The sequence below is a fragment of the Acinetobacter sp. YH1901141 genome, assembly GCF_013416935.1.
Classification (GTDB): domain Bacteria; phylum Pseudomonadota; class Gammaproteobacteria; order Pseudomonadales; family Moraxellaceae; genus Acinetobacter; species Acinetobacter towneri.
Genome location: NZ_VPEY01000019.1, coordinates 12725 through 35928 on the forward strand (window position 1 = coordinate 12725; position 23204 = coordinate 35928).

21 protein-coding genes are annotated in these 23204 nt (G+C 41.0%); 7 read left to right on the plus strand and 14 right to left on the minus strand.

Annotation, left to right across the window (positions count from 1 at the left end; genetic code table 11):
* Positions 1-93 precede the first annotated feature (93 nt).
* The 3 genes from fba to FTV52_RS10645 form a co-directional block, all read right to left on the minus strand.
* Complete coding sequence (fba, locus tag FTV52_RS10635; RefSeq protein WP_004973298.1) at positions 94-1131, minus strand: class II fructose-bisphosphate aldolase; 1038 nt, start codon at positions 1129-1131, stop codon at positions 94-96.
* A 138-nt stretch (positions 1132-1269) separates the two neighbouring features.
* On the minus strand, positions 1270-1542 hold the full coding sequence (locus FTV52_RS10640) for a hypothetical protein (protein ID WP_131260911.1): 273 nt from the start codon (positions 1540-1542) through the stop codon (positions 1270-1272).
* Between the two features lie 140 nt (positions 1543-1682).
* Positions 1683-2870, minus strand: coding sequence for a phosphoglycerate kinase (locus FTV52_RS10645; RefSeq protein ID WP_004973295.1), 1188 nt, complete (start codon positions 2868-2870; stop codon positions 1683-1685).
* Positions 2871-3009: 139 nt separating this feature from the next.
* On the opposite strand from FTV52_RS10645, the gene FTV52_RS10650 reads away from it, so the two are divergent.
* The 3 genes from FTV52_RS10650 to FTV52_RS10660 all read left to right on the plus strand — a co-directional run bounded on the left by FTV52_RS10650 (position 3010) and on the right by FTV52_RS10660 (position 5281).
* A complete protein-coding gene (locus tag FTV52_RS10650) occupies positions 3010-3393 on the plus strand; it encodes a DUF2237 family protein (protein WP_004973294.1) in 384 nt (127 codons plus the stop codon).
* Positions 3394-3400: 7 nt separating this feature from the next.
* Positions 3401-3994, plus strand: coding sequence for a nucleoside triphosphate pyrophosphatase (locus FTV52_RS10655; RefSeq protein WP_026438423.1), 594 nt, complete (start codon positions 3401-3403; stop codon positions 3992-3994).
* Between the two features lie 120 nt (positions 3995-4114).
* On the plus strand, positions 4115-5281 hold the full coding sequence (locus FTV52_RS10660; protein ID WP_004973287.1) for a cupin domain-containing protein: 1167 nt from the start codon (positions 4115-4117) through the stop codon (positions 5279-5281).
* A gap of 33 nt (positions 5282-5314) precedes the next feature.
* Here FTV52_RS10660 and FTV52_RS10665 read toward each other — a convergent pair whose 3' ends face one another.
* The 6 genes from FTV52_RS10665 to FTV52_RS10690 form a co-directional block, all read right to left on the minus strand.
* On the minus strand, positions 5315-7225 hold the full coding sequence (locus tag FTV52_RS10665; protein WP_167846047.1) for an ATP-binding protein: 1911 nt from the start codon (positions 7223-7225) through the stop codon (positions 5315-5317).
* Complete coding sequence (locus FTV52_RS10670; RefSeq protein ID WP_004973283.1) at positions 7222-7926, minus strand: response regulator transcription factor; 705 nt, start codon at positions 7924-7926, stop codon at positions 7222-7224. Before FTV52_RS10670 ends, FTV52_RS10665 begins: the two co-directional genes overlap by 4 nt.
* A 276-nt stretch (positions 7927-8202) precedes the next feature.
* Complete coding sequence (locus tag FTV52_RS10675) at positions 8203-9246, minus strand: alpha/beta hydrolase (protein ID WP_096900878.1); 1044 nt, start codon at positions 9244-9246, stop codon at positions 8203-8205.
* Positions 9246-10373, minus strand: coding sequence for a YdcF family protein (locus tag FTV52_RS10680; protein ID WP_004973281.1), 1128 nt, complete (start codon positions 10371-10373; stop codon positions 9246-9248). Before FTV52_RS10680 ends, FTV52_RS10675 begins: the two co-directional genes overlap by 1 nt.
* Positions 10374-10379: 6 nt before the next feature.
* Positions 10380-11420, minus strand: coding sequence for a UDP-N-acetylmuramate dehydrogenase (gene murB / locus FTV52_RS10685; RefSeq protein ID WP_004973280.1), 1041 nt, complete (start codon positions 11418-11420; stop codon positions 10380-10382).
* A gap of 3 nt (positions 11421-11423) precedes the next feature.
* Positions 11424-11933 (minus strand): low molecular weight protein-tyrosine-phosphatase, encoded by a 510-nt coding sequence (locus FTV52_RS10690; RefSeq protein ID WP_004973278.1) that lies wholly within the window; start codon positions 11931-11933, stop codon positions 11424-11426.
* A 119-nt stretch (positions 11934-12052) separates the two neighbouring features.
* Between FTV52_RS10690 and FTV52_RS10695 the strand changes: the two genes are divergently transcribed.
* Positions 12053-13213, plus strand: a complete 1161-nt coding sequence (locus tag FTV52_RS10695) for an iron-containing alcohol dehydrogenase (RefSeq protein ID WP_004973276.1) — start codon at positions 12053-12055, stop codon at positions 13211-13213.
* Between the two features lie 101 nt (positions 13214-13314).
* A complete protein-coding gene (locus tag FTV52_RS10700; RefSeq protein WP_004973275.1) occupies positions 13315-13764 on the plus strand; it encodes a thioesterase family protein in 450 nt (149 codons plus the stop codon).
* 60 nt (positions 13765-13824) lie between these two features.
* Here FTV52_RS10700 and dnaX read toward each other — a convergent pair whose 3' ends face one another.
* From dnaX to FTV52_RS10720, 4 genes are all read right to left on the minus strand, one after another.
* Entirely contained in the window at positions 13825-16080 is a 2256-nt protein-coding gene (gene dnaX, locus FTV52_RS10705; protein WP_004973273.1) for a DNA polymerase III subunit gamma/tau, read from the minus strand.
* Positions 16081-16145: 65 nt separating this feature from the next.
* The gene (locus FTV52_RS10710) at positions 16146-17432 is read right to left on the minus strand and encodes a serine hydrolase (protein ID WP_179990791.1); all 1287 of its coding nucleotides are present in this window, start codon (positions 17430-17432) and stop codon (positions 16146-16148) included.
* An 89-nt stretch (positions 17433-17521) separates the two neighbouring features.
* Positions 17522-18376 (minus strand): MaoC/PaaZ C-terminal domain-containing protein, encoded by an 855-nt coding sequence (locus FTV52_RS10715; RefSeq protein ID WP_131260931.1) that lies wholly within the window; start codon positions 18374-18376, stop codon positions 17522-17524.
* 132 nt (positions 18377-18508) lie between these two features.
* Positions 18509-19900, minus strand: coding sequence for a 3-oxoacyl-ACP reductase (locus FTV52_RS10720; protein WP_179990792.1), 1392 nt, complete (start codon positions 19898-19900; stop codon positions 18509-18511).
* Positions 19901-20139: 239 nt separating this feature from the next.
* Between FTV52_RS10720 and FTV52_RS10725 the strand changes: the two genes are divergently transcribed.
* Positions 20140-21651, plus strand: coding sequence for an acetyl-CoA C-acetyltransferase (locus tag FTV52_RS10725; RefSeq protein ID WP_104852102.1), 1512 nt, complete (start codon positions 20140-20142; stop codon positions 21649-21651).
* Positions 21652-21760: 109 nt separating this feature from the next.
* Here FTV52_RS10725 and aceI read toward each other — a convergent pair whose 3' ends face one another.
* Entirely contained in the window at positions 21761-22192 is a 432-nt protein-coding gene (gene aceI / locus FTV52_RS10730) for a chlorhexidine efflux PACE transporter AceI (protein WP_004973261.1), read from the minus strand.
* A 107-nt stretch (positions 22193-22299) separates the two neighbouring features.
* Between aceI and FTV52_RS10735 the strand changes: the two genes are divergently transcribed.
* A complete protein-coding gene (locus FTV52_RS10735) occupies positions 22300-23190 on the plus strand; it encodes a LysR family transcriptional regulator (RefSeq protein ID WP_179990793.1) in 891 nt (296 codons plus the stop codon).
* Positions 23191-23204: the final 14 nt, after the last annotated feature.

The window sequence follows — 23204 nt, forward strand, 5'->3', positions numbered from 1 at the left end:
AGGATTGTTTTTGTTCTTGATTGGAAGTTGTGGATTCATCAGTAAAAAGCCCACAAGGACTGTGGGCTTTCGAGTTCTTAATCAAATTAAGAATTACTTATAGCGTTCAACCATTTTCTCTAAAGAAATTGGGCGAATTTTGTCTGCATTACCTGCAGTACCAAATGCTTCATAACGGTCTATACAAATTTGTTTCATTGCATCTACAGTTTTTGCGAAGAATTTACGTGGGTCAAATTCGCTTGGTTGTTCTGCCATCATACGGCGCATTGCACCAGTAGAAGCTAAACGTAAATCTGTATCGATGTTGATTTTACGCACACCATGCTTAATTGCTTCAACCAATTGCTCAACAGGTACACCATAAGTTTCTTTGATGTCACCGCCGTATTGGTTAATCACCGCCAACCATTCTTGTGGTACAGAGCTAGAGCCGTGCATTACAAGGTGTGTATTTGGCAACGCAGCATGAATTTCTTTAATACGGTCAATTGCAAGAATATCGCCTGTAGGTGGACGAGTAAACTTGTATGCACCGTGCGAAGTACCAACAGCAATCGCTAAAGCATCCACATTAGTATCTGCAACGAAGCTACGTGCTTCTTCAACAGATGTTAACAATTGAGAGTGGTCAAGTACGCCTTCTGCGCCCACGCCATCTTCTTCACCTGCCATACCTGTTTCAAGACTACCTAAACAGCCAATCTCACCTTCAACCGATACACCACACGCATGCGCCATTTGCACAGTACGACGCGTCACTTCGACGTTGTATTCATACGACGTTGGTGTTTTACCATCTTCACCCAAAGAACCATCCATCATTACTGATGAAAAGCCTAGTTGGATCGAACGCTGACATACATCAGGGCTTGTACCATGGTCTTGGTGCATAACCACTGGAATATGTGGCCACTCTTCAATTGCAGCCAAAATCAGGTGACGCAAGAATGGCGCACCTGCATATTTACGCGCACCTGCCGAAGCTTGAACAATTACAGGTGAATTGGTTGCATCTGCGGCTAACATAATTGCGCGCATTTGTTCTAAGTTGTTGACGTTAAACGCTGGAACGCCGTAAGCATGTTCACCGGCATGATCCAAGAGCTGGCGCAATGAAATAAGAGCCATAATATCCTCCCAAATAATGTTGGTTATTCTACCCTGTGATTTGTTTCAATTCAGCAACAAATCTCCTTTTTCAAAAAAAAGTCCCTGCAAAAGCAGGGACTTTTAAACAAATTACTACAATTTGTCGTTTTTCAGCACTTATTGCGCTTCAGAAGCAGCAACTTCTGTGTCTGCAGTCGCAACGTCAGCAGGTGCATTTGCAACGTCTTCAGGAATATCGGTGTTGCCTTCATCCAAGATTGGTTGGTCAATTGCGTCGATTGCAGCTTGTTGTTCTGGTGTAACTTGAGCGTTATCTACAACTGCAGAAGATGCATCAGTTTCAGTCGCAGGTGCGCTTTCTTTTTTTGCACAAGCAGTCAAGGCTAAAGATGCAGCAATTAAAGCAGCAAGTGTTAGTTTTTGAATCATCGTCATTTCCTACAGTTAGGTCATTCATTTACTACAGTTTATTGCATATTTATGACATTTTGATGACTACGGCATGACATAAATATAAAAAAGTTGACCGAAGTCAACCTTTTTAAAAATTATTGATAAATTTTCTAGATTTAAGCGCGTTCTAATAATACCGCAACTGCAGGTAAGGTTTTACCTTCTACAAATTCAAGGAATGCACCTCCACCTGTAGAGATATAGCCGATTTTGTCTGCAACTTCATACTTGTCAATTGCAGCTAAAGTGTCACCACCGCCTGCAATAGAGAAACCTGCAGATTCTGCAATCGCCAATGAAAGTGCTTTCGTACCTTCACCAAATTGATCAACTTCAAATACACCCACTGGGCCATTCCAAAGAATTGTTTTTGAAGTTTTTAAAATTTCAGCAAATGCTTTTGCAGTTTCTGGGCCTACGTCTAAAATCATATCGTTGTCTGCAACATCTTCAACTTTTTTCACAGTTGCTTTCGCTGCTGCCAATGAACCCAAGAAATCTTCAAAATTAATTTCAGCGGCATCTGCAACTACAACATCGGTTGGCAGTGGTACAGAAACTTTTGCGGCAATTGCTTTGGCAGTGTCAATCAAATCATTTTCACATAATGATTTGCCCACGTTATAGCCTGCTGCAGCAAGGAAAGTATTGGCAATACCACCGCCTACAATTAATTGATCGCAAATATCAGACAATGAAGTCAATACATCTAACTTAGTCGATACTTTAGAACCTGCAACAATCGCCACCATTGGTTTTTCAGGTGTTTTTAAGGCACGACCCAAAGCATCTAATTCCGCAGCCAATAATGGGCCTGCTGCTGCCACTGGTGCTAAACGTGCAACGCCTTCAGTAGAGGCTTCTGCACGGTGCGCGGTACCAAATGCATCCATCACAAATACATCACACAATGCTGCATATTTAGCGGCAAGTTCTGGGTTGTTTTTCTTTTCACCGTGGTTAAAACGGCAGTTTTCCAATAAAACGACTTGACCAGGAGCAACGTCTACACCATCTAAATAGTCAGTGATCAGTTGAACATCTTGACCTAATGCTTGGGTTAAATACGCAGCTACAGGTGCTAAAGATTGTTCAGCTTTTGGCTCACCTTCAACAGGACGACCTAAGTGAGAATACACCATCACTGCTGCACCTTTGGCAACAGCAGCTTGAATCGTTGGCAATGCCGCACGTAAACGTGCATCGCTGGTGATCACACCATTTTTAACAGGTACGTTTAAATCTTCACGAATAAGGACACGCTTACCTGCTAAATCGAGGTCAGTCATACGCTGAAAGTTCATGTATAGCTCACTTTATTGATATCAAAACGCCACGATTTTAAATGATTATGCAGAAAAAGGTTAGCAACTTTTGTAGAATTGCTGTTTAAAGCAAAAGTTTTGATTATGATAGAGAAAAGCCACCATCTTTCTCGCACTTATGTCTATTCATCCTGATCCAAATATCAATCGTTTAAATGTTTTGGGCGAATCTCTCGCCAGTTGTTGCTTTGATCCTATTACTGGATATTTTCGTAACGGTTTTTGTCATACCGCCCCAACCGATTTAGGTCAGCACACCGTTTGTGCACAAATGACCTCTGATTTTTTAAATTTCTCACAAAAAATTGGCAATGATTTAATCACGCCAGTACCAGAAGTTGGTTTTAACGGCTTACAACCGGGTGATTTCTGGTGTATTTGCGTCACCCGTTGGGTTGAAGCCTATCAGGCAGGTCAAGCACCACCAATTAAAATTCAAGCCTGTCATCAGTCAGTATTGTCTTATGTGCCTTTAGATATTTTGATGGATTATGCGGTGTGATGATCTGATGCAACATCCTGAAATTATTTTAGCGTCTGGCAGTCAAACTCGTCAGCAATTGATGAATCGTCTGCATTTGGCGTATAAGTCAATTTCACCTGATATTGATGAATCTGCACAGGGTGAATTGCATGCAGATAATTTGGCGCGACGCTTGGCTTTTGAAAAAGCACACTGTATTGCGCAGCAATATCCTGATGCAATTGTGATTGGTTCAGATCAAGTGGCATGGCGTGAACAGCAGCCAGATATTTTTATAGGTAAACCGCTCACTTCAGAAAAAGCTATACAACAATTACAAGCCAATTCAGGTCAAACGGTTTATTTCAGCACTGCGCTGAGTGTGCAGCAGCAATCTACAGGCTTTGAACAAACGGTTGTAGAACACTACACAGTTAAATTCCGCAGCTTAACTGACAATGAAATTGCACGATATGTTGCAAAGGAACAACCGCTACACTGTGCAGGTAGTTTTATGTGCGAAGGTTTAGGTATTAGTCTGTTTGAAGCCATGCAAGGCAATGACCAAACTACCTTGATGGGTCTGCCGATGATTCAGTTATGCCGCATGTTAAGAATGCTGAATATTCAGGTTCCTTAAGTTTAAAACTGTGTAATTTAACAGCCGTGAATATTTATAAAGACTATAAATCACCTTGCCCTTTGCAGCGACAAATCAGACAATATTGAGATTATTGATAAAACTTGCTTAGGCTATTTTATGTCGCAACCTTTAGATGTTTTGGGCGGAATTACCGCAGAACAATTCCTAAGTGAATATTGGCAAAAAAAACCACTTTTGGTACGCAATGCACTCCCAGAAATTGCCAACCTACTTGAACCTAGTGATGTAATGGAACTGGCACTTGAAGAAGATGTGACTGCCCGTTTAATCAAACAAAAAGATCGCGATCCAAATCAATGGACTGTGAAATCATCACCGCTCATTAAGGCTGATTTTCAAAAAATGCCAAAGTTGTGGACGCTATTGGTACAAGCCGTTGATCATTACTCTTTTGATCTCGCTGAACTTTGGAAAAAATTTCCTTTTATTCCGCAATGGCGACGTGATGACATAATGGTGTCTTATGCCCCTAAAGGCGGCTCTGTAGGTCAGCATTTTGATTTCTACGATGTGTTTTTGCTACAAGGCTATGGACATCGTCGTTGGCAACTTGGGCAAATGTGTGATGCTGAAACTGAATTTGTCGCAGGACAACCGTTAAAATTATTGCCTGAAATGCAGGTCAATTTTGATGAAGTTCTTGCACCTGGCGATTTACTCTATGTGCCACCGGGTTTGGCACATTATGGCGTGGCGGAAGATGATTGTCTGACGTTCTCGTTCGGTTTCCGCATGCCGAATATTAGTGAAATGATGGATCGAGTGAGCGATAAATTCTCTGCCGATGAAATGTTACGCACGCCACTACAAGACCTTGTTCGTAAAAAAAGTACCCAAATTGGCGAAATGACTGCGACAGAATTGGATTATCTGAAAGCAGAATTGTGGGCGCGTTTACAAAACTCATCGGTGTTGGATGATGCGATTTTAAGCTTAATGTCTGAACCGAAATATCCTGAAAATATTCCTGAAGTAGATGAAATAGGTGTAGGCGATTTAGAAGATGCGCTAGATCAGGGTTATCAAATCATGTTGGAACCCGCCTCTCGCCTACTTTATGCAAATCAGCTAGATGAAGTTTTATTTTGGGCGAATGGTGAAGCGATTTGTGTCGCAGAAGCATCTATCCCTACGCTGCAAAAAATTGCCAATGGTGAACGCGTGCTGCTCGATGAAAACCTTTACGACGCAAATATTTTGGAAGATTTGGTACAACTGCTCAATGAATCCATTTTAATGTTGTTACCTGCTGAAGACGCTTAAAATATTCGTTTCAGCCCCCTCAAGATGATCAATTCATCTTGGGGAATTTAGATAAGCGGGATCTAAAGTTAAAACTGCCTGAATTAACGTATAGCCAGGTGTCGAATTTAATTTTAATTGCCCTCCAACCCGTTCTAAACGCATTTTCATACTGCGCATCCCAATACTCATGCCATGTTCAAGCACGCTATTGGCTTCAAAACCTACACCATCATCCTGAATTTTAAGTACCAATTGCTTAGGCGGTACAAATTGCATACTGACGGATACATGCTTGGCTTGGCTGTGTTTAATCACATTGGTTAAACTTTCTTCTAATACCCGCATCAAAGTTAAGCACTGTAACGAATTCGGCTCAATCACCCATTCATTTGGAAAATCCCACTTGGAATGAATATCCATTTCATCCATCAATTGACTAAAACGATGACGTACTGGCGCAACCCAAATTTTAGGATTTTCAGGCACTTTAGAACCAATGGAAGAACCACTATCAATAATTTGACGTAAATCATCACGCAGTAATTTCAGCATAGATAAGAACTGCTGATTACTCATGTTCTGTTCGCTTTGGTCGACCATAATCATGGAACGTACCAAAGATGCACCCAAACCATCATGCAAATCATGCGATAGATGAATCCGCTCTTGCAAACGCACATTTTCCAATTCTAAATAATGCTTTTCTGACATACTGCGTTTTAAATCATCACTGACTTCAAAAACTTTAAGCTCTAAATCTTGATTAAATTTCTCAATTTTTTGAATATTTCTTTTTAGGCGTATGCCTAAAATAATCGCAATAAATAAAGTAATTACTGGCGAGGTATACGGTGATAATGGCTGATATAAACTTGCCGTTGCCGCATTACTTAAACGAAATACATCTACACCCGCAAAAAAGCCAATCAAGGTTAAACAAAATAGCAGCAGATATACTTCTGTTTTTGGGGATTTATACGCTAAATACGCCAAATAAAAATAAACCACGACTAGTAAGCTGGCATAACTTAAAAAGACAATCCCAAATACCAGTTTGACATAATCTAAGGGTGTTAAAAACACACAAACGATTACCGCTAAACTCAGAATAAAAATACTTTCTTCCAATATTGGCAAGCGTTGATTGACAAACCTAATTAAATACAGACTAAAAGCTAAAACATAGAGGATAAAAAAGCTTAAATTGGCTTGAGATGCCACCAATACACTTGGGTATGGAAAGGTTTCTGTGGTTAAAAAATGAGAAATAAATAATAACCAGAACATGCAACTCAACGCGAACCAACCAAAACTCTGATCACGGCGTAAAAACAGCCAAATAACCAAACATAAAATGCCTAAAGTGGCAGATAAAATCGCATTAATTTCAAATAAAGTACGTTTATTCCATATACTTTGCTGGTGCTGTTCAATATTGTTATGCACATTATTAAAACTTATTTTTCCTATACCCGCATTTTGAAATGCATATCCATTTACATAGACCAATATTTGATTTTTACCTTGTTTTAAGCCTGAAATAGGTAAAATCCAGTAACGTGGCATATTCCAGTTTTTTGACAAAGGCTCTTCTAAATGTTGACTTGCCCAAAGTAAATCTTGATTCAGATAAACTGCCCCTGCACTATTTAAAAAATTCAGTGCAAAAACGATGGGTTGATTTAAACGATGATCACGCTCACAAAACCACTCCCACTCTATTTTGTACCACGCCCCACCATTATAATTTTTCCAGCGATCATCCCAAACGTCGGGCAGTTGAACATTTTCCCAACCCGTTTCAGGTTTTTTATTATGTGATGCTGTTTTGGCAGAGCTGATTGAAAGTACATGCACATTGCAGTACTGATTAATTGGGTACACCACTTGCTGCGCATAGCTTTGCCACGCACAGAACAATAACAACACACCCAAACCACACTGCCAAAGCCTTTGAATCATAAAAGACCTAAAGTTCTAGCGGTACTGACAGCCTTAGTGCGTTTAGTGACCGACAACTTCCGATAGATATGTTTAATATGACTTTCAACGGTATAACGCGACACAAATAATTGCTCAGCAATTTCACGGTTACTTAAGCCCTGCGCCACCAGATTTAAAATTTCTAATTCACGATTGGTGAGCTGTTCATAATGTGAGTTGAATGCTTGAGCATCGGCGCGATCTGATAAATCTTCGGTCAGCACGGGTACTTTTTGATGTGAAATTTGCGATAAAATTTCACGGGCGATAAATGGGTCTATCGGTGCACCACCTCTTAAAATGCTGCGTATTGCGATAATAATTTCAGCATCATCACGTTCTTTAAGCACATAGCCTGTTGCACCTGCTTGAATTGCAGAAAATAAGCTGTCTTGGGTGCTCCATGCAGAAATCACCAAAATTAATGCGCTTGGATCTCTAAAATGTAATTGTTCGATTAGTTCTTTACCATTGCCATCGGGCAAGCCTAAATCGACTAAAGCTAAAGCAATCGGATGATCTTCTATACACGTCATTGCAGCTTTAAGATGACTCACGAAAAATAGCATGTCATCTTGATAGCCAATATCATGCAAAATTTTTCTAAGACGTGACTGAATAATAGGCTCATCTTCAACAATTAAAACCGGTACGGGTAATATCGCTTCCATTTCTGCCATCATTCATCCCCTTGATTATGTTTGTAAATATATCAATCGTTTTGATGTAAACACTATCCCTAGAATTAAGGAGTTTTTCAAATTTAGCTTATTTTATAAACATGAGCATAGCACTGAAACATGAAACTCGAGCATGAAATAAAAAATAAATGTGAAGTACTATTTTATTTTAGAAATCGCTTCACATTTTAATGAGCAGCGCAGCATAAATATGCTTTGATGCCGAGAACAGCATCAAAGCAAATGTAGAGCCGTATTTAAAAGATGGTTGATAAATTAATAATAAGTCTTAGAGCTATGTGCATGTAAAAATGCAGGAATCAGCCCTGTTAAAGCCGCACGAATATCCGCACGTTCATTGATTAATTGATGCGAGCCTTCTTCTAACATGAGTAAGGTTTGCAGGCGGAATTTACGCCGAATAAACTCAATGTTGTAGCGCCAATCTACGGTTTGATCTTGCGCCCCTTGTGCCAACCAAACAGGAATACGGCAAGCTGGACGTTCTTCCATCTCCAACATCCATTTAGACATGGCTAAAATCCAATCCATGCCCATCATTCTAGGTTGCAGCGGGTCTTTTAAACGCACAAAGCGTAAAAATTCAGGATTATGATTATTGCGTCGGAAATGTCGCGGCACTTCACGCTTAATCCGACGGATAATGCCCAAACCAACAGAGTTATGCCACCATGCCGATTTTGCAGGACGAATCAAAGGCGATAACAACAACACACGCTCTACAAATGGATTTTCACGGCGCTGAGCAAATTCCAACAAGTGATGCATCCAAATTGCACCACCTGTACTTTGCCCAATGCCCAACCACGGTTTTGGCAATTGATCGGCATTTTTTACATATTGATAAACCGCATGTAATACTTGCTGATAATGATCAAAATTTTTGATGTTGGCAGGATAACCATCACTCAATCCATGTCCGGGCAAATCATAAGTCAAAACACTAAAGCCCTGCTCTAATAATTCTTTGACGATAGGTTGATAAATCCCGCTATGTTCCAAATAGCCATGCAGTAGAAATACCGTGCCCTGCACCTGATCAAATTTGGTTTTGCTTAAATCGGGTTGAAAAATTTGCACATGCAATTTAAACAACGGCATTTGCACATAGCCTTGCCAATGTTCACAGTCCAACAAATGAAAACCATAAAGCTGTCGATAGGCTTGTAACTCAACACTCGGTTCAAAACCACGATTCAAATTTAAAGGTTGTAGAATTTGTGGTGTGGTTTCCCGACTCGGCACTGGCAAATCTAATTGCTTCAACACGCTTGGGTTTAAAAATGGAATATCAGGCATTATGGCACCTCGCGACATGCGCTAGAACCAATCAAGACATCCCGAATGGTGGCAAGCATTTCATAATTGGCACGGCGGCTATGATCATAGTTTTGTTCACTTGGACGCCATGCAGTCAGTTGAGTCGGCATGGGAGCCTCGACTGGAATCGTTTCAATTCCATTCAAAGCAAATAAACGGCGGGTGCGTGGCATGTGATAACGGTCTGTAATCAAAATCACTGTCGGCGCCCCCCCTTTTTTTTGTAATAATAAAGAACTAAAACGTGAATTTTCACAAGTATTCATGCTGCGATCTTCTAATAATTTTGCTTCGACATCATATTTTTTTAACCAACGCTGCATATAAGGTGCTTCTACACCACTCAGTACAATCGGCAATTGATATTGTTTTACCACCGCTAGGGTCGTTTCTAAACGTAAACGTGTGTAGTCATTGACCACAATATCTTTGCCATTATCATCTAAAGTTAAGCCACCACCTAAAACCACAATCGCATAAGGTTTAGAGTTTGCAGGTATTTTTGGAATATTTTGTTGCTGAATTAAAGCAATATCTTTAAAGATTTCTTCATCTACAGGCTCACTTTCGGTTTCGGCAATTTTATGAGTGCTTAAAAACTCCAAGTATTGTTCCATGAGTACCTGATTTTCATGACTATCCAAATTGAGCAAGGCTTTTACATTTTCGGATGGGTCTTCTACAACTGCTTCAGAAGCTGCATTAGACACCAACAATGGGACTTGCGGCAACTCTTGCTCAGATGCTAATTTTTTTTGCGTTTGTTCTTCTAAAATAAGCGCTTGTAAGGCTTTATAACGAGCCTGAATTAAAGTTAAATTTTTCGAATTTTCAGATTGAATCTCTTGCTCCATCAGCTTCAAATAAGCTTGTCGGGCAATCCATAAATCTGAACCGGGTTCCAAGCTGTCTTGATCACTAAAAGCCGCCATTTGCTGACTTTTTGCTGCCACTTGATTCACTTCTACAGGTACCAAAGTGTTCAGCGTTTTGACCACCAAAGTAGAATAAAAAGGTGAATAGATAAAAATCATGAACGCTGCAAACAATACAAATAGCACGGCAGCAATTTGTACCAATCTGAGCATCCAATGATTCTGTTTCATCTTCACTTAACCTACCGGTTGATGTGCACGAATCAAACCTGTTTCATCAAATAACACAGGTTCAGGTTCTAGTGAAATACCAAAACGACTCAAAACATCTTGCTGCACAGCACGATAGGTGTGTTGCACATCTGCCAAAGTGGCATCGGCATAATTGACTAAAACCAACGCTTGTTTATGAAACATACCCACCACACCCAGTTGTTTTCCCTTCCAGCCAGCTTGATCAATCAACCAGCCTGCTGCAATTTTAACTTGCGCATTCGGCTGTGGGTAATGGGGTAAATTTGGAAATTGTGCTGCAATTTGGTCAAATTGCTGAGTCGAAATCACAGGATTTTTAAAGAAACTACCTACATTTGGATATTCTGCAGGATTAGGCAGCTTACTTTGGCGAATTTGAATGACTTGTTGCTGCAGATTTTCAGCAGTTTGCTCATCGCCTACAGCAGCTTTTAAGTCGCCATAATTTAATTTTAACGCAGCCTGTTTTAACAGTTTAAAAGTCACATGGGTAATGATGTAACGGTTGGGATGATCTTTAAAAATACTGTGTCGATAGGCAAACTGACAATCTGCAGCAACAATTGAGCTGAATTGTTGGCATTCACGATCATAGACCTGCACAGATTCAATAAACTCACCGACTTCAACGCCATAAGCACCAATATTTTGCACAGGTGAAGCGCCGACCAAACCTGGAATTAAAGCCAGATTTTGCAGACCATATAACTTTTGTTCCGTACTCCACAACACAAACTCATGCCAGACTTGTCCTGCCCCAACTTTTAGGGTGACACTTGCATCATCTTCAGCGCATTTTTCGATGCCCTGAATATCCATGTGCATGACCAAGGCATGAATATGTTCAGGCAATAACATATTGCTACCACCCGATAAAATCAGCACATTTAATTGTTCTTTCTGGGCAAATGCCAAAGCATCCTGTACATCTTGAATATTTTCAATTTTGACATAATGCGACGCAGTTGCATCTAAATTGAGCGTATTGAAAGGTTTGAGTTGCATGTTGTAGTGAATGTGCATGACTTAAACCTTCAATTCAAATTGTTGTTGTAAAACTTTCACCCATGCGCGACTACTCGACTCGCATTGATCGAGCACCCGCTCAAAACCATCGGCTTCGCCATAATATGGATCGGGTAATTCTTGCTGCGTATAATGCGGATCGTGTTCGCTCATTAAGGCTATTTCAGCGCGCAAACTGCCCAGTTCAGCTTCAGCACGGCGCATTAAAGATTGAATATTGCTTAAGTTTTCAAAATCCATCGCCAAAATCAAATCAAACTCGACAAAGTCTTGTATACGTAACTGACGCGCGCGCAATGTAGATAAGTCATAACCACGTTTGAACGCATGTTTTTGGCTGCGTAAATCTGGGGCTTTGCCTGGATGATAATTACTGGTTCCAGCAGAATCTACCAACACATTGAGTTGTTGTTCATCACAAAAATGTCGAAGTACAATTTCTGCCGTTGGAGAGCGGCAAATATTTCCCAAACAAACACATAACACCTTATATGGCGTTTTGGATGACATAAACAACCTCAAAGCTACTTTATTTTTAAGAGTCTTATGTTAAGTTATTTATGATATGAATCCTATATCGCGACCCTACAATAATGTTGAATTAAGTATAAAAATTAGGAATAAAGACGATGCAGCATTTTCAATTTCAAACAGTTGGCAACATTATTTCTGGATTGGGTTCAATTTCTGAACTAAAAACGGTTTTAACCGAAAAAAATTATAAGCGTTTGTTATTGGTCACCGATGCTGGCATTTTACAACAACAATTACATCAACCTATTTTAGAAATTTTAAAGCAACTGCAACTGGACTATGCCATTTACTCGAATGTGCAAGCCGACCCCGCAGAACAGATTGTGTTAGAAGCAGTTGATTTTGCCAAACAGCAAAATATTGATGTTGTATTAGGTTTTGGTGGGGGTAGTGCGATGGATGTCGCCAAAATTATTGCCGTGCTGAGTCATCCTGCACAAACTCAACAACTGTCAGACTTGTACGGTGTCGGCAATGCGAAAGCACCACGTTTACCGCTCATTCTAGTTTCCACTACAGCAGGCACAGGTTCAGAAGTCACACCTATTTCCATTGTCACCACAGGTGCAACCAGTAAAACAGGCATTGTTTCTCCTATTTTATATGCCGATGTTGCCATTTTAGATGCCAATTTTACCCGTCATCTACCTGCACAGATTACCGCAGCCACAGGTATAGATGCGATGGTACATGCCATTGAAGCCTATACTTCTAAAATCAAAAAAAATGCGTATTCAGATTTTCTGGCAAAACATGCGCTGCGTTTACTTGATCAAAACTTAAAATTAGTGCTTGAAGATGGCAGCAATATGCAAGCACGGCAAAACATGCTGTTTGGTTCAATGCTGGCAGGACAAGCCTTTGCCAATGCTCCTGTGGCTGCGGTACATGCGCTTGCCTATCCTTTAGGCGGACATTTCCATATTTCACATGGGCATAGCAATGCATTGGTACTAACCGAAGTTTTAAAATTTAATGCGCCTGCAGCCAAACAGTATTATGCAGAACTGATGTGTTGGTTAGACCCACGCAGTAAAGGCTGCACAGATGGATTATGTGATTTGTTTATTGATCATTTACAAAATCATTTAGATCAAAGTGGCTTGGTGTTAAAACTCAATGCCCTAGGCATAGCAGAAAACATGCTGCCACAACTGGCAGAAGATGCGATGCTGCAAAGCCGTTTATTGCAAAACAACCCGAGAGCAATGCAAATGCAGGATGCGTTACAGATTTACCAAGCCATTTATGCCTAACATTTACGCTTAACGTTCTGTATTTAACTTTCTACATTTATTTGGGATGATTTCCACCCATTAAAGCATGACACCACGTCGATAAAAATATAGGTAAACTTGTGAAACCTGACACCAAAACCCGTGAGCAATACGCTTTTTTCTTTCCCATCCAAACTCGCTGGGCAGACAACGATATGTATGGACATGTCAATAATGTCACTTATTACAGCTATTTTGACAGCGCAGCCAATGCCCTACTGATGCAAAAAGCAGGCTTTGAACCCAAACGATCACCCTGTATTGGTTTAGTGGTCAATTCCACCTGTCATTTTTTGCAGGAATTGTCCTATCCTGAAATGATTGAAGTAGGTGTTGCTATTCAAAAAATTGGAAACTCATCCTTAATTTATGATTTGGCAATTTTTAAAAACAATCAAAATCTTGCCGCTGCACAAGGACAAGTGGTGCATGTATTTGTAGATCGAATTACACGCCAAAACTGCCCGATTCCTGACTCCATCCGCGAAGCATTACAACCATATAAAAGCACAGATTCAGCTTGCGCTTAGCAAAAAATAAGGCTGGTTTGACCCAGCCTTAAAATTCTGCAAACAAAAGCTAACAACAGGTTATTTCAACTGAATGTTATGTAATTCGCCATCAAAGTTTTGCAAAATATCTTTCACAATCGGTTCTTGATGCAATAAATTTTCAGCCCGTTGATAAGCGCGTTGTTTGCGCTGTTGCTGCAAAATGTACGGTGTCGTGTCATCCACATTTTCATATTGCACTTTAAACAGAGTTTTACTCCACTGTTCTTTTAAAGCACTTTCTAAAGCATGTTGCAGTTGAGTCAATAACTGCTGATATTGCTCAGGAATATGAAAAACCGATTCAGCATTAATCTGCCCCGTCATTACGCCATGCTGCGCCAATTCTTGCACGGCAGGTGACAACTCGCTGTGTCTAAACCAATATTCCCACTTGTCTAAAGTCCACTCACCTTCTAAAACTTGCGGCTGTAAACGCAGAATATCCTGCGGCATTAATTGATCATCGGCATTAGATGCTATGGTTTGCTGCGGTTGTGCTGTCGCACTGGCAACATTCGGTTCGACTTCAGTCGCTGCTAAATCAAATAAAGCGGTTTCTGCATTACTTACATTTTGTGTAATTGACGGTGAAGCATTATTCGATTGTAGTGTAGATGAAACTAGCGATGTTTCGGCTGATGCAGCAAGATCACCTAACGGTGCAACGGCATCAAAACTTTCCAGTAAAAAATCATCATGACTTTGCACATCAGATGTAGTGCTTACCGATGAGGCATCTTCATCTAAACCAAACAATTGTGCATCTGCATTTGGATCAAACACGATAGATTCAGATTGCTTATCCTCAGCCTGTATTGCAGTTTCTTCATTCACTGCAGGTTCTGACATAGATTCTGGTGAAATCGCAGCTGTTGAGTGTAGCGCTTGCGGAGTCGGTTGTTGCGCTTGAATCGACTGTTGATCTTGATGTGTTAAAGCTTCAGGCTCATCCTCATCTAAAAAATCATCTGAAGAAGGTTCTGCAACACTGGTTTGTGTCGTGGTGTGATCTGAATAATCGTCATCCTCATAGTCAAATCCATCAAGATCAGGTGTTGCAACCGCATCTAATTCAGTTACATGCTGTTCCGCTTGTGCTGTATTTTGAGTTGCCACAGCTTGTGGAGTTTGCTCCATTTGAGCAACTGGCTGGGAAGCCGCTGTTTGTGCAGTATTTTGTGGCGCAGCAACCAACACTTCATTGGCTTGCAAAGGTCGAAATGCCAGTAAACGCAGTACACACATTTCAAAGCCTTGTTCTTGGGTTACGGCAATTTGTAAATCGGCGCGTCCTTTACAAGCAATTTGATAATACAACTGTAAATCTTGTGCAGAGATCAGACCCGCAAGCTGCTGAATTTTTTGATTAATTTCAGCACTGTATTTTAGGTTTAAATCTGGCAGATATTGCATGATTGCCAATTCATGCAGTGTCGAAATTAACTGATCCAACACCAAAGACACATCTAAAGCTTGCTGTCTAAATTGTAATAACAACTGACTCACACGCTGCTGTTGATTTTGATGAATCGCTAAAATCAAATCATAGATAATGGTGCGATCAATCAAGCCCAGCATGTCTTTGACATCTTGATGATGAATTTCACCCTGACCATAAGCAATGGCTTGGTCTGTCAAAGACATCGCATCACGCAAAGAACCTTGCGCAGATTCAGCAATCTGCCAAATTGCATCTTGCTCTGCAACAATCTGTTCTTTGGCTAAAATATCCGTTAAATGACTGGTAATTTCATCGACCTGCAATGGACGCAAAGTAAATTGCAAACAGCGCGAAATCACAGTAATAGGGAGTTTTTGTGGGTCTGTGGTCGCAAACAGAAACTTCACATGCTCAGGCGGTTCTTCCAAAGTTTTTAGCAAAGCATTGAACGAATGCGTAGACAGCATGTGCACTTCGTCAATCAGATAAACCTTAAAACGCCCCTGAGTCGGTGCATAAGGTACGTTATCAAGCAACTCACGTGTGTCTTCAACCTTAGTACGTGACGCCGCATCAATTTCGATTAAATCAATAAAACGACCTTCATTGACCGCAGTACAGGTCGGACACACTTCACATGGGGTAGATGTCACGCCTGTTTCACAGTTCAGGCATTTGGCCAAAATACGCGCAATGGTAGTTTTACCTACACCACGTGTTCCCGTAAAAAGATAAGCATGGTGCAAACGCCCACGTTCCAAAGCACTGGTCAATGCCCGTGATACATGGTTTTGTCCCACCAATTCATTAAAATTACGAGGACGATATTTACGCGCAAGTACCTGATACATGAATGCTCCTTTTTACAGGTCTAAGCATACTGTTTTTTTGGCAAAGAGTGAACGTACAATCACGCCTAAAACCAGCCTTTACGCCCTTGCAATTGCCGATCTGCACAGCGAATGGCTTCCTGACTCAGTCCCCAAAGTCGATAATCACCAATTAAAGAACCTGCAGCAAAATTATGGGTATAGGCAAAACTGAGTTGACGGTCAGGATCACACCACGCGCCTGAACCATTAAAACCCATGTGTCCAAAACCGTGAGAGCGCTTACCCAAACTTAATACACGGTGATAGCCTAATCGCCAATGCATCGGGATAGGCATAACTCGATCACGCTGCACATATTGCACTTGGCTTAATTGCTGAAAAACTTCAGGCTGAAGCAATTGCTGACCCTGCCATGATCCACCCTGCGCCAACATGGCATAAATACGTGCCAAACTTTGGGCAGTAAATACACCATTGGCAGCAGGAATCACGGCTTGTAAGCCTGTATCACTAAAAAAACTAAAATTTTTCATGCCTTTGGGAATCATGCCATCCTGAAAATCTTGCGGATTTTGCCCACTCCATGCAATGACTTTATCGAATATTGATACAGGACGTTTGCTCGATTTAGCTTGGTTTTTAACTTTAGCTGTCTGTTTATTTGTAGATGATGCATCTGTTTGCGCTGATGTCACAGCAGTTTTAAATGGTCGTGCGACACGCGAAAGCTCAGATGCAGGCACACCAAAATACGCCCCATCCAAAGCCAAAGGTTCAACCAAGTATTGCTGCATCAATTCAGCCAATGTTCGACCTGTAGCTTTTTCTAAAATCCCACCGACCAGCCAACCAAAAGTTAAAGGTTGATATGCCGCCTCACTTGCCACATCAAAACGAGGCTTGGCTTGAGCCAGCACATTCAGCATGTGCGACCAATCTGCCATTTCAGTCGCATCGGCAATGATATTACGGATGTCATATAAACCACTTTGATGACTCAGCACATGCCTTAAGGTCATCAATGCTTTGCCATTTTGGGCGAATTCAGGCCAGTATATATAAATGGGAGTATCGTAATCGACCAGTCCTTGACTGACCAAAATATGTGCCAGTGTCGCTAATACACCTTTGCCTGTGGAATAACATACCGATAAGGTATCGGCTTGCCAGTCTTCATCTGGCGACTTTTTACCTGTGTAAATATCGACGACTTTCTGACCTTGAAAGTACACCGCTAAAGCAGCTCCGCCCTGTTGGCTACGTGCATTTTGCAAACGGCTAAATTGCATCGCTAAATCATGAAACTCAGGCGCAACCCATCCACGATAATTTTCATTTTCAGCAAAAATATAATCCTTTAAATGTTGCATCGTCCTGTTTATCTCGTTTTTCTTGTTAATAAAAGTTTAGCGCAAATAAAAAGCCCAAATTTAAATAATCTGGGCTTTCGATCACTGAATTAAAGCGCGGTGACAACACCTGTCACATGCGGTTTTTGGTTTTTACTGTTACGAATTAAAAAATCTGTATTTTTAGCGTCCGTTGCAGTTAAAAACTCAACTTTAGATGGCAAATACATAGGTAACTTAAACCACACATCGACTTCATAAGCATCTGGCAAAGTTAAACTAGATAAGGCTTTGGCTTTGCTCCACATGCCGTGCGCAATCGCTTGTTTAAAGCCAAATGCTTTTGCAGTAATCGCGTGGATATGAATTAAGTTAAAATCGCCAGACGTTAAAGCATAACGGCGACCTGTATTTTCAGAAATATCCCATTCAGCTTGAACGGCATAGTTTAGCGCTTTGCTTTCTGCAGGCTTTGCAGCAGCTTTAGTGGTGGTTTTTTGACGTGCTAAATACGTGGTCAAACCTTCCATCACCACCTCATTGCCTACTTTAACGGTGGTAATAAAATCAAACTGTACGCCTTTATCATGTGGTTGCAATTCACCAAATTTACACGACAAGGTCAGTTGTTCATTCAATCCAACTTTACGGCTTTGTTTGACTTGGTTGCGAATATGCACCAAGCCCAAAATTGCAAATGGAAATGCTTCTTGGGTCATCATGTGCATTTGCAGACTTTGTGACAATACAGCCAAATAAATTGCAGGAATATAGCCGTTATTTTTAAAACCTGTCACTGCATTATAGGCTTTTAAGTGCTTTTGATCGACCTTGAATGAATCCACCACATATTCAACTTGCGGCAGAACTTTTTCACCTTTTGGCTTTTTAAAAATTAAGCCCTGAATCACTTTTGGATAGGCTAAATAGGGTTTTGGAAGTTGACTAAAATGGCGAGTATTCATACTGAACCTTTGAGAAGTTTTTCTAATTTATTTAATGGAGTGCTCTCTCCCTCAGGGAGAGAGCTAGAGAGAGGGTTAATAATATACCCTTTCCCCCTCCTAAATCCTCTCTAATAGGTAGAGGATTTAGTGTTAAGCCCCTAACAAGCTTTGACCACAAACACGTACCACGTTGCCGTTAATACCTGTCGATGCTGATGAAGCAAAGTAAGCAATGGTTTCCGCAACATCTACAGGTAAACCACCTTGGCTCATAGAGTTCATACGACGACCAGCTTCACGAATAGCAAAAGGAATTGCCGCGGTCATTTGCGTTTCAATAAAGCCAGGTGCAACGGCATTAATCGTGATCCCGTTGTTTAACACAGGGGCGGTAAATTTCACTACGCCAATCACACCTGCTTTGGATGCTGCATAGTTGGTTTGACCTAAGTTGCCTGCAATACCTGAAATAGAAGATACACAAATAATACGCCCATTAGCATTTAAACCATCATTTGCCAATAAGTAATCGTTGACACGCTCAATTGCAGACAAGTTGATGTTAATGACTAAATCCCAAAGCTCTGGTTTCATATTTGCCAAAGTTTTGTCACGTGTAATCCCTGCGTTATGCACAATAATGTCTAAACCGCCTTGTGCAGCGGCAGCTGTTTTAATTTGCTCGCCTGCATCTGCAGCAGTAATGTCAATTGCTAAGGTTGAACCACCAATTTCAGCAGCAACACGGTCTAAATCAGCTTGTTGTTGCGGTACGTCTAGGCAAATAACGTGCGCACCATCACGTGCCAATACATGCGCAATTGCTTCACCAATACCACGGCTTGCACCTGTCACTACAGCAGTTTTACCTGCCAATGGTTTTGCCCAATCTACCTCTACAGTTGCAGCATTCGAGACACGGATCACCTGACCTGACACATAAGCTGAACGTGGTGAAATGGCAAAACGTAACGTAGATTCTAAGTTTGCTGCAGCACCTTGATCGACATAAATTAAGTTAGCCGCAATGCCTTTTTTAAATTCTTTGCCTACCGATTTTACAAAACCTTCCAAAGCGCGTTGTGCAATGGCTTTTTTTACACTGCCTGCAGTTTCTGGTGTAGTACCAATCACCACCACGCGACCAGAAGCCTGAATTTGACGTGCGATTGGGTTAAAGAAATCATAAAGCGCTTTTAATTGTTCTGAGTTTTCAATACCTGAAGCATCAAACACCACCACTTTAAATTTAGATTCTTTATCGCCCGAATTGAACGCACCTAAATTTAAGCCCACTTTTGCCGCAGCTTGTTGCAATTCTGCATTGTTACCTGCATAACTGTTGGCATGTACATTGGCTAAAACTTGTGCAATTGATGCAGACAAATCACTTGCAGGGGCTGCACCTAAAAGTACTGCACCTTTTACCACTGGTGTTGCAGACTCGAAACGATCTAAAAAAGTTGGGGATGGTAAACCCAAATTTTTAATGACAAATTTACCAATAGGAGATTTTGCAAATGTTTGGTATTGATCAGTCATGATTATTATCTCTCATAAATTCATTTTTTGATGGATTACACGATATCTTTTAACATCAATATGATGCCAAATGCCCACATTTCAATAGCGTTACCCGTTTGTGCTAAATCATACTTGAGTTAATTATGAGATGTCTTGACCTGAATGCATTCTGCAATGTCATTGTAGTCAATTCAGCTGTCATACTATTGTGCTAATGTACGCATCAAGTAGACCCTTAACATGCTTGGAAAAGCCTTATGAGCAAAACAACTCAAGAAAATCCAGCAGTGGAAAATTCTGCAACGGATTCTGTGTCAAATACATCAACTGCTAAACGTACAAGCAAAAGTAGCAACACTGCAACCCGTTCCAACACGAGTACGACAAAAACTACACGTACCCGCACGACTAGCCGTGCTAAAACAACTGCTTCAACGCAAACAAAAGCACCATCTAATACCAATACCTCTGTTCAACAGGATAAAATTATGAGCCAAAACACTGTTCGCCGCGTTGCTATTATCGGTGGTAACCGTATTCCATTCGCACGTTCTAATGGCGCTTACTTTACTGCATCTAATACAGATATGTTTACAGCAGCATTAAATGGTCTTGTTGAACGCTTCAACTTACAAGGTCAGCGTTTGGGTGAAGTAGTGGCAGGTGCAGTGCTCAAACACAGCCGTGACTTTAACATGACCCGTGAGTGCGTACTTAATACTGCGCTTGCTCCTGAAACACCTGCTTACGATATACAACAAGCATGTGGTACTGGCTTGCAGGCTGCTTTTTTAGTTGCGAATAAAATTGCACTTGGTCAAATCGAGGTTGGTGTTGCAGGCGGTGTAGATACGACTTCTGACGCACCAATCGCTTTTGGTGATGGTTTGCGTAAAGCATTGCTCGAATTGAATATTGCAAAGACAGGTAAAGACCGCTTAAAAGCATTAACCAAAATCAATATTAAAGATTTAATGGATGCGCCACGTAACGGTGAACCACGCACAGGTTTATCAATGGGCGACCACCAAGCCATTACTACGTTGGAATGGGGCATCTCTCGTGAAGCGCAGGATGAGTTAGCAGCTTCATCTCACCAAAAAATGGCAGCTGCCTATGACGAAGGTTTCTTTGATGATCTCATCACGCCATTCTTAGGTTTAGAACGTGACAATAACTTACGTGCAGATTCTACTGTAGAAAAACTAGCGAAGTTAAAACCTGCTTTTGGTAAAGGCGACGCGCGCACTATGACGGCGGGTAACTCGACTCCACTAACCGATGGTGCATCTTGCGTATTACTTGCCTCTGAAGAATGGGCAAAAGCCAATGGTCACGAAGTCTTGGCATATTTGACTTTCCAAGAAACTGCAGCAGTTGATTTTGTAGGCAAAAAAGAAGGTTTGTTGATGGCACCTGCATACGCTGTCCCACGTATGCTTGAACGTGCTGGTTTAACATTACAAGACTTCGACTATTACGAAATTCACGAAGCATTTGCTTCACAAGTCTTGTCGACCTTAAAAGCATGGGAAGATCCGAACTTCTGTAAAGAGCGTTTAGGTTTAGATGCACCTTTAGGATCAATTGATCGTAGCAAGCTGAACGTCAAAGGTTCATCTTTGGCAGCAGGTCACCCATTTGCAGCAACAGGCGGACGTATTATTGCCACTGCGGCGAAACTTCTGAATCAAAAAGGTTCAGGTCGCGTATTGGTGTCAATCTGTGCAGCAGGCGGTCAAGGTGTAACAGCCATTATTGAAAAATAATTCTGCCTAGTTCTAATTTAGATAGAGATAAAAGCCACTTGATTCATTCAGGTGGCTTTTTTATAACCCTAAATTTATAGCAGCCAACTTTTAATTAGCTACTAGCGCTTTATCTGACTGAATGTTGCGGGGCATAACCCAGTTTCGCTTCAATATGGTCATAACAATATTGAAAAATAAAGGTATAGAGCAAAATGCTGAGCGTCATCAGCAAATCAATCAAAATTGCCTGCAGCAGGGATATTTCTAAGGCATACGCCACCATGGGAATAGTGGCGAGCATTAAGCCACCTTCAAAACCGATTGCATGTAAAACGCGGATTTTAAAAGTTCTGCGTAATTGGTGTTGCGCTTCAAACTTTTCAAAATAATGATTAAACAGCATATTCCACAGCACCGAAGTCACCGCCATCGCAATGCCTAGACCACCTGTCACTTGCATTGGCATTTCAAACACATAACTTAATGCCAAAGCAATGATGACCAATAAAATCACTTCATAACTCAGGGCATGTACCCATCTTCTTTTGGAAATCAACATCTGCTTACTCAAATACTTATCCTTCCCCGCTTATTTTATTTTCATTTAATTGACCAATCGAGTTAGAATCCATCAATAATATTGAAAGATAAAAGCCAACCTCTGTCATGAATATCAATCAAGATCAGCTGATTATTTTTATCACCGTCATGGAAACGGGTTCTTTTTCTGCAGCTGCACGCCAATTGGGCAAGGTGCCTTCGGCAATTAGTATGTCAATTGCCAATTTAGAAATTGATTTAGACTTAAAACTGTTTGAACGGGTTGGGCGTGAACCTCTGCCTACCCCACAAGCACAGAGTCTTTACGAAAAAAGTAAACAACTGCTCATAGAAATGAAGCAGTGGAAACAGCATGCTTTTGCACTCAGTTCTGGGCTGGAAGCACACTTAAATATTGTGGTGGTATCTGAATTACTACACACTCGCTGGACAGATTATATTGTGCTGCTAGAACAGCAATTTCCTGAATTGCAGATCAATATTTTCTCTGCGCCACAAGAAGATGCACTGCATTTACTCATGACTCAAGCAGCGGACTTGGCCTTTATGTTTGAACGCGAACAATTACAAAGCAGTGAACAATTTGTGGAATTAAAACGTGAAATTTTAGTGCCTGTCGCTGCCCGACATTCACCGCTGGCTGAATCTGATCAAGTCAGTTTTGAACAGATTTTACAAAATCGGCAAATTGTAGTGGCGAGCCGTGATCGGCAGATTAAACCCGAGTTGCTATTTTCTAAGCACTATTGGCGTACCGATAATCATCATTCTGCCTGCAGTATGATTAAGCAGGGTTTAGGCTGGGGTGTCTTGCCCTTGGAAATGCTGAATGAACATCCTGAACTACAACACGAATTAAAAATTTTACAGCTGCTAGATTTCACCCCAAAATTTGAATATTTTGTCGATTTGGTCTGGAGCCGAGAACATCAATTGGGCGCTGCTGCTCATTTTTTGATTAATCACGTCCGAAATCTGAGAAAAACTGGTAAATAATCCACAAACCCTCT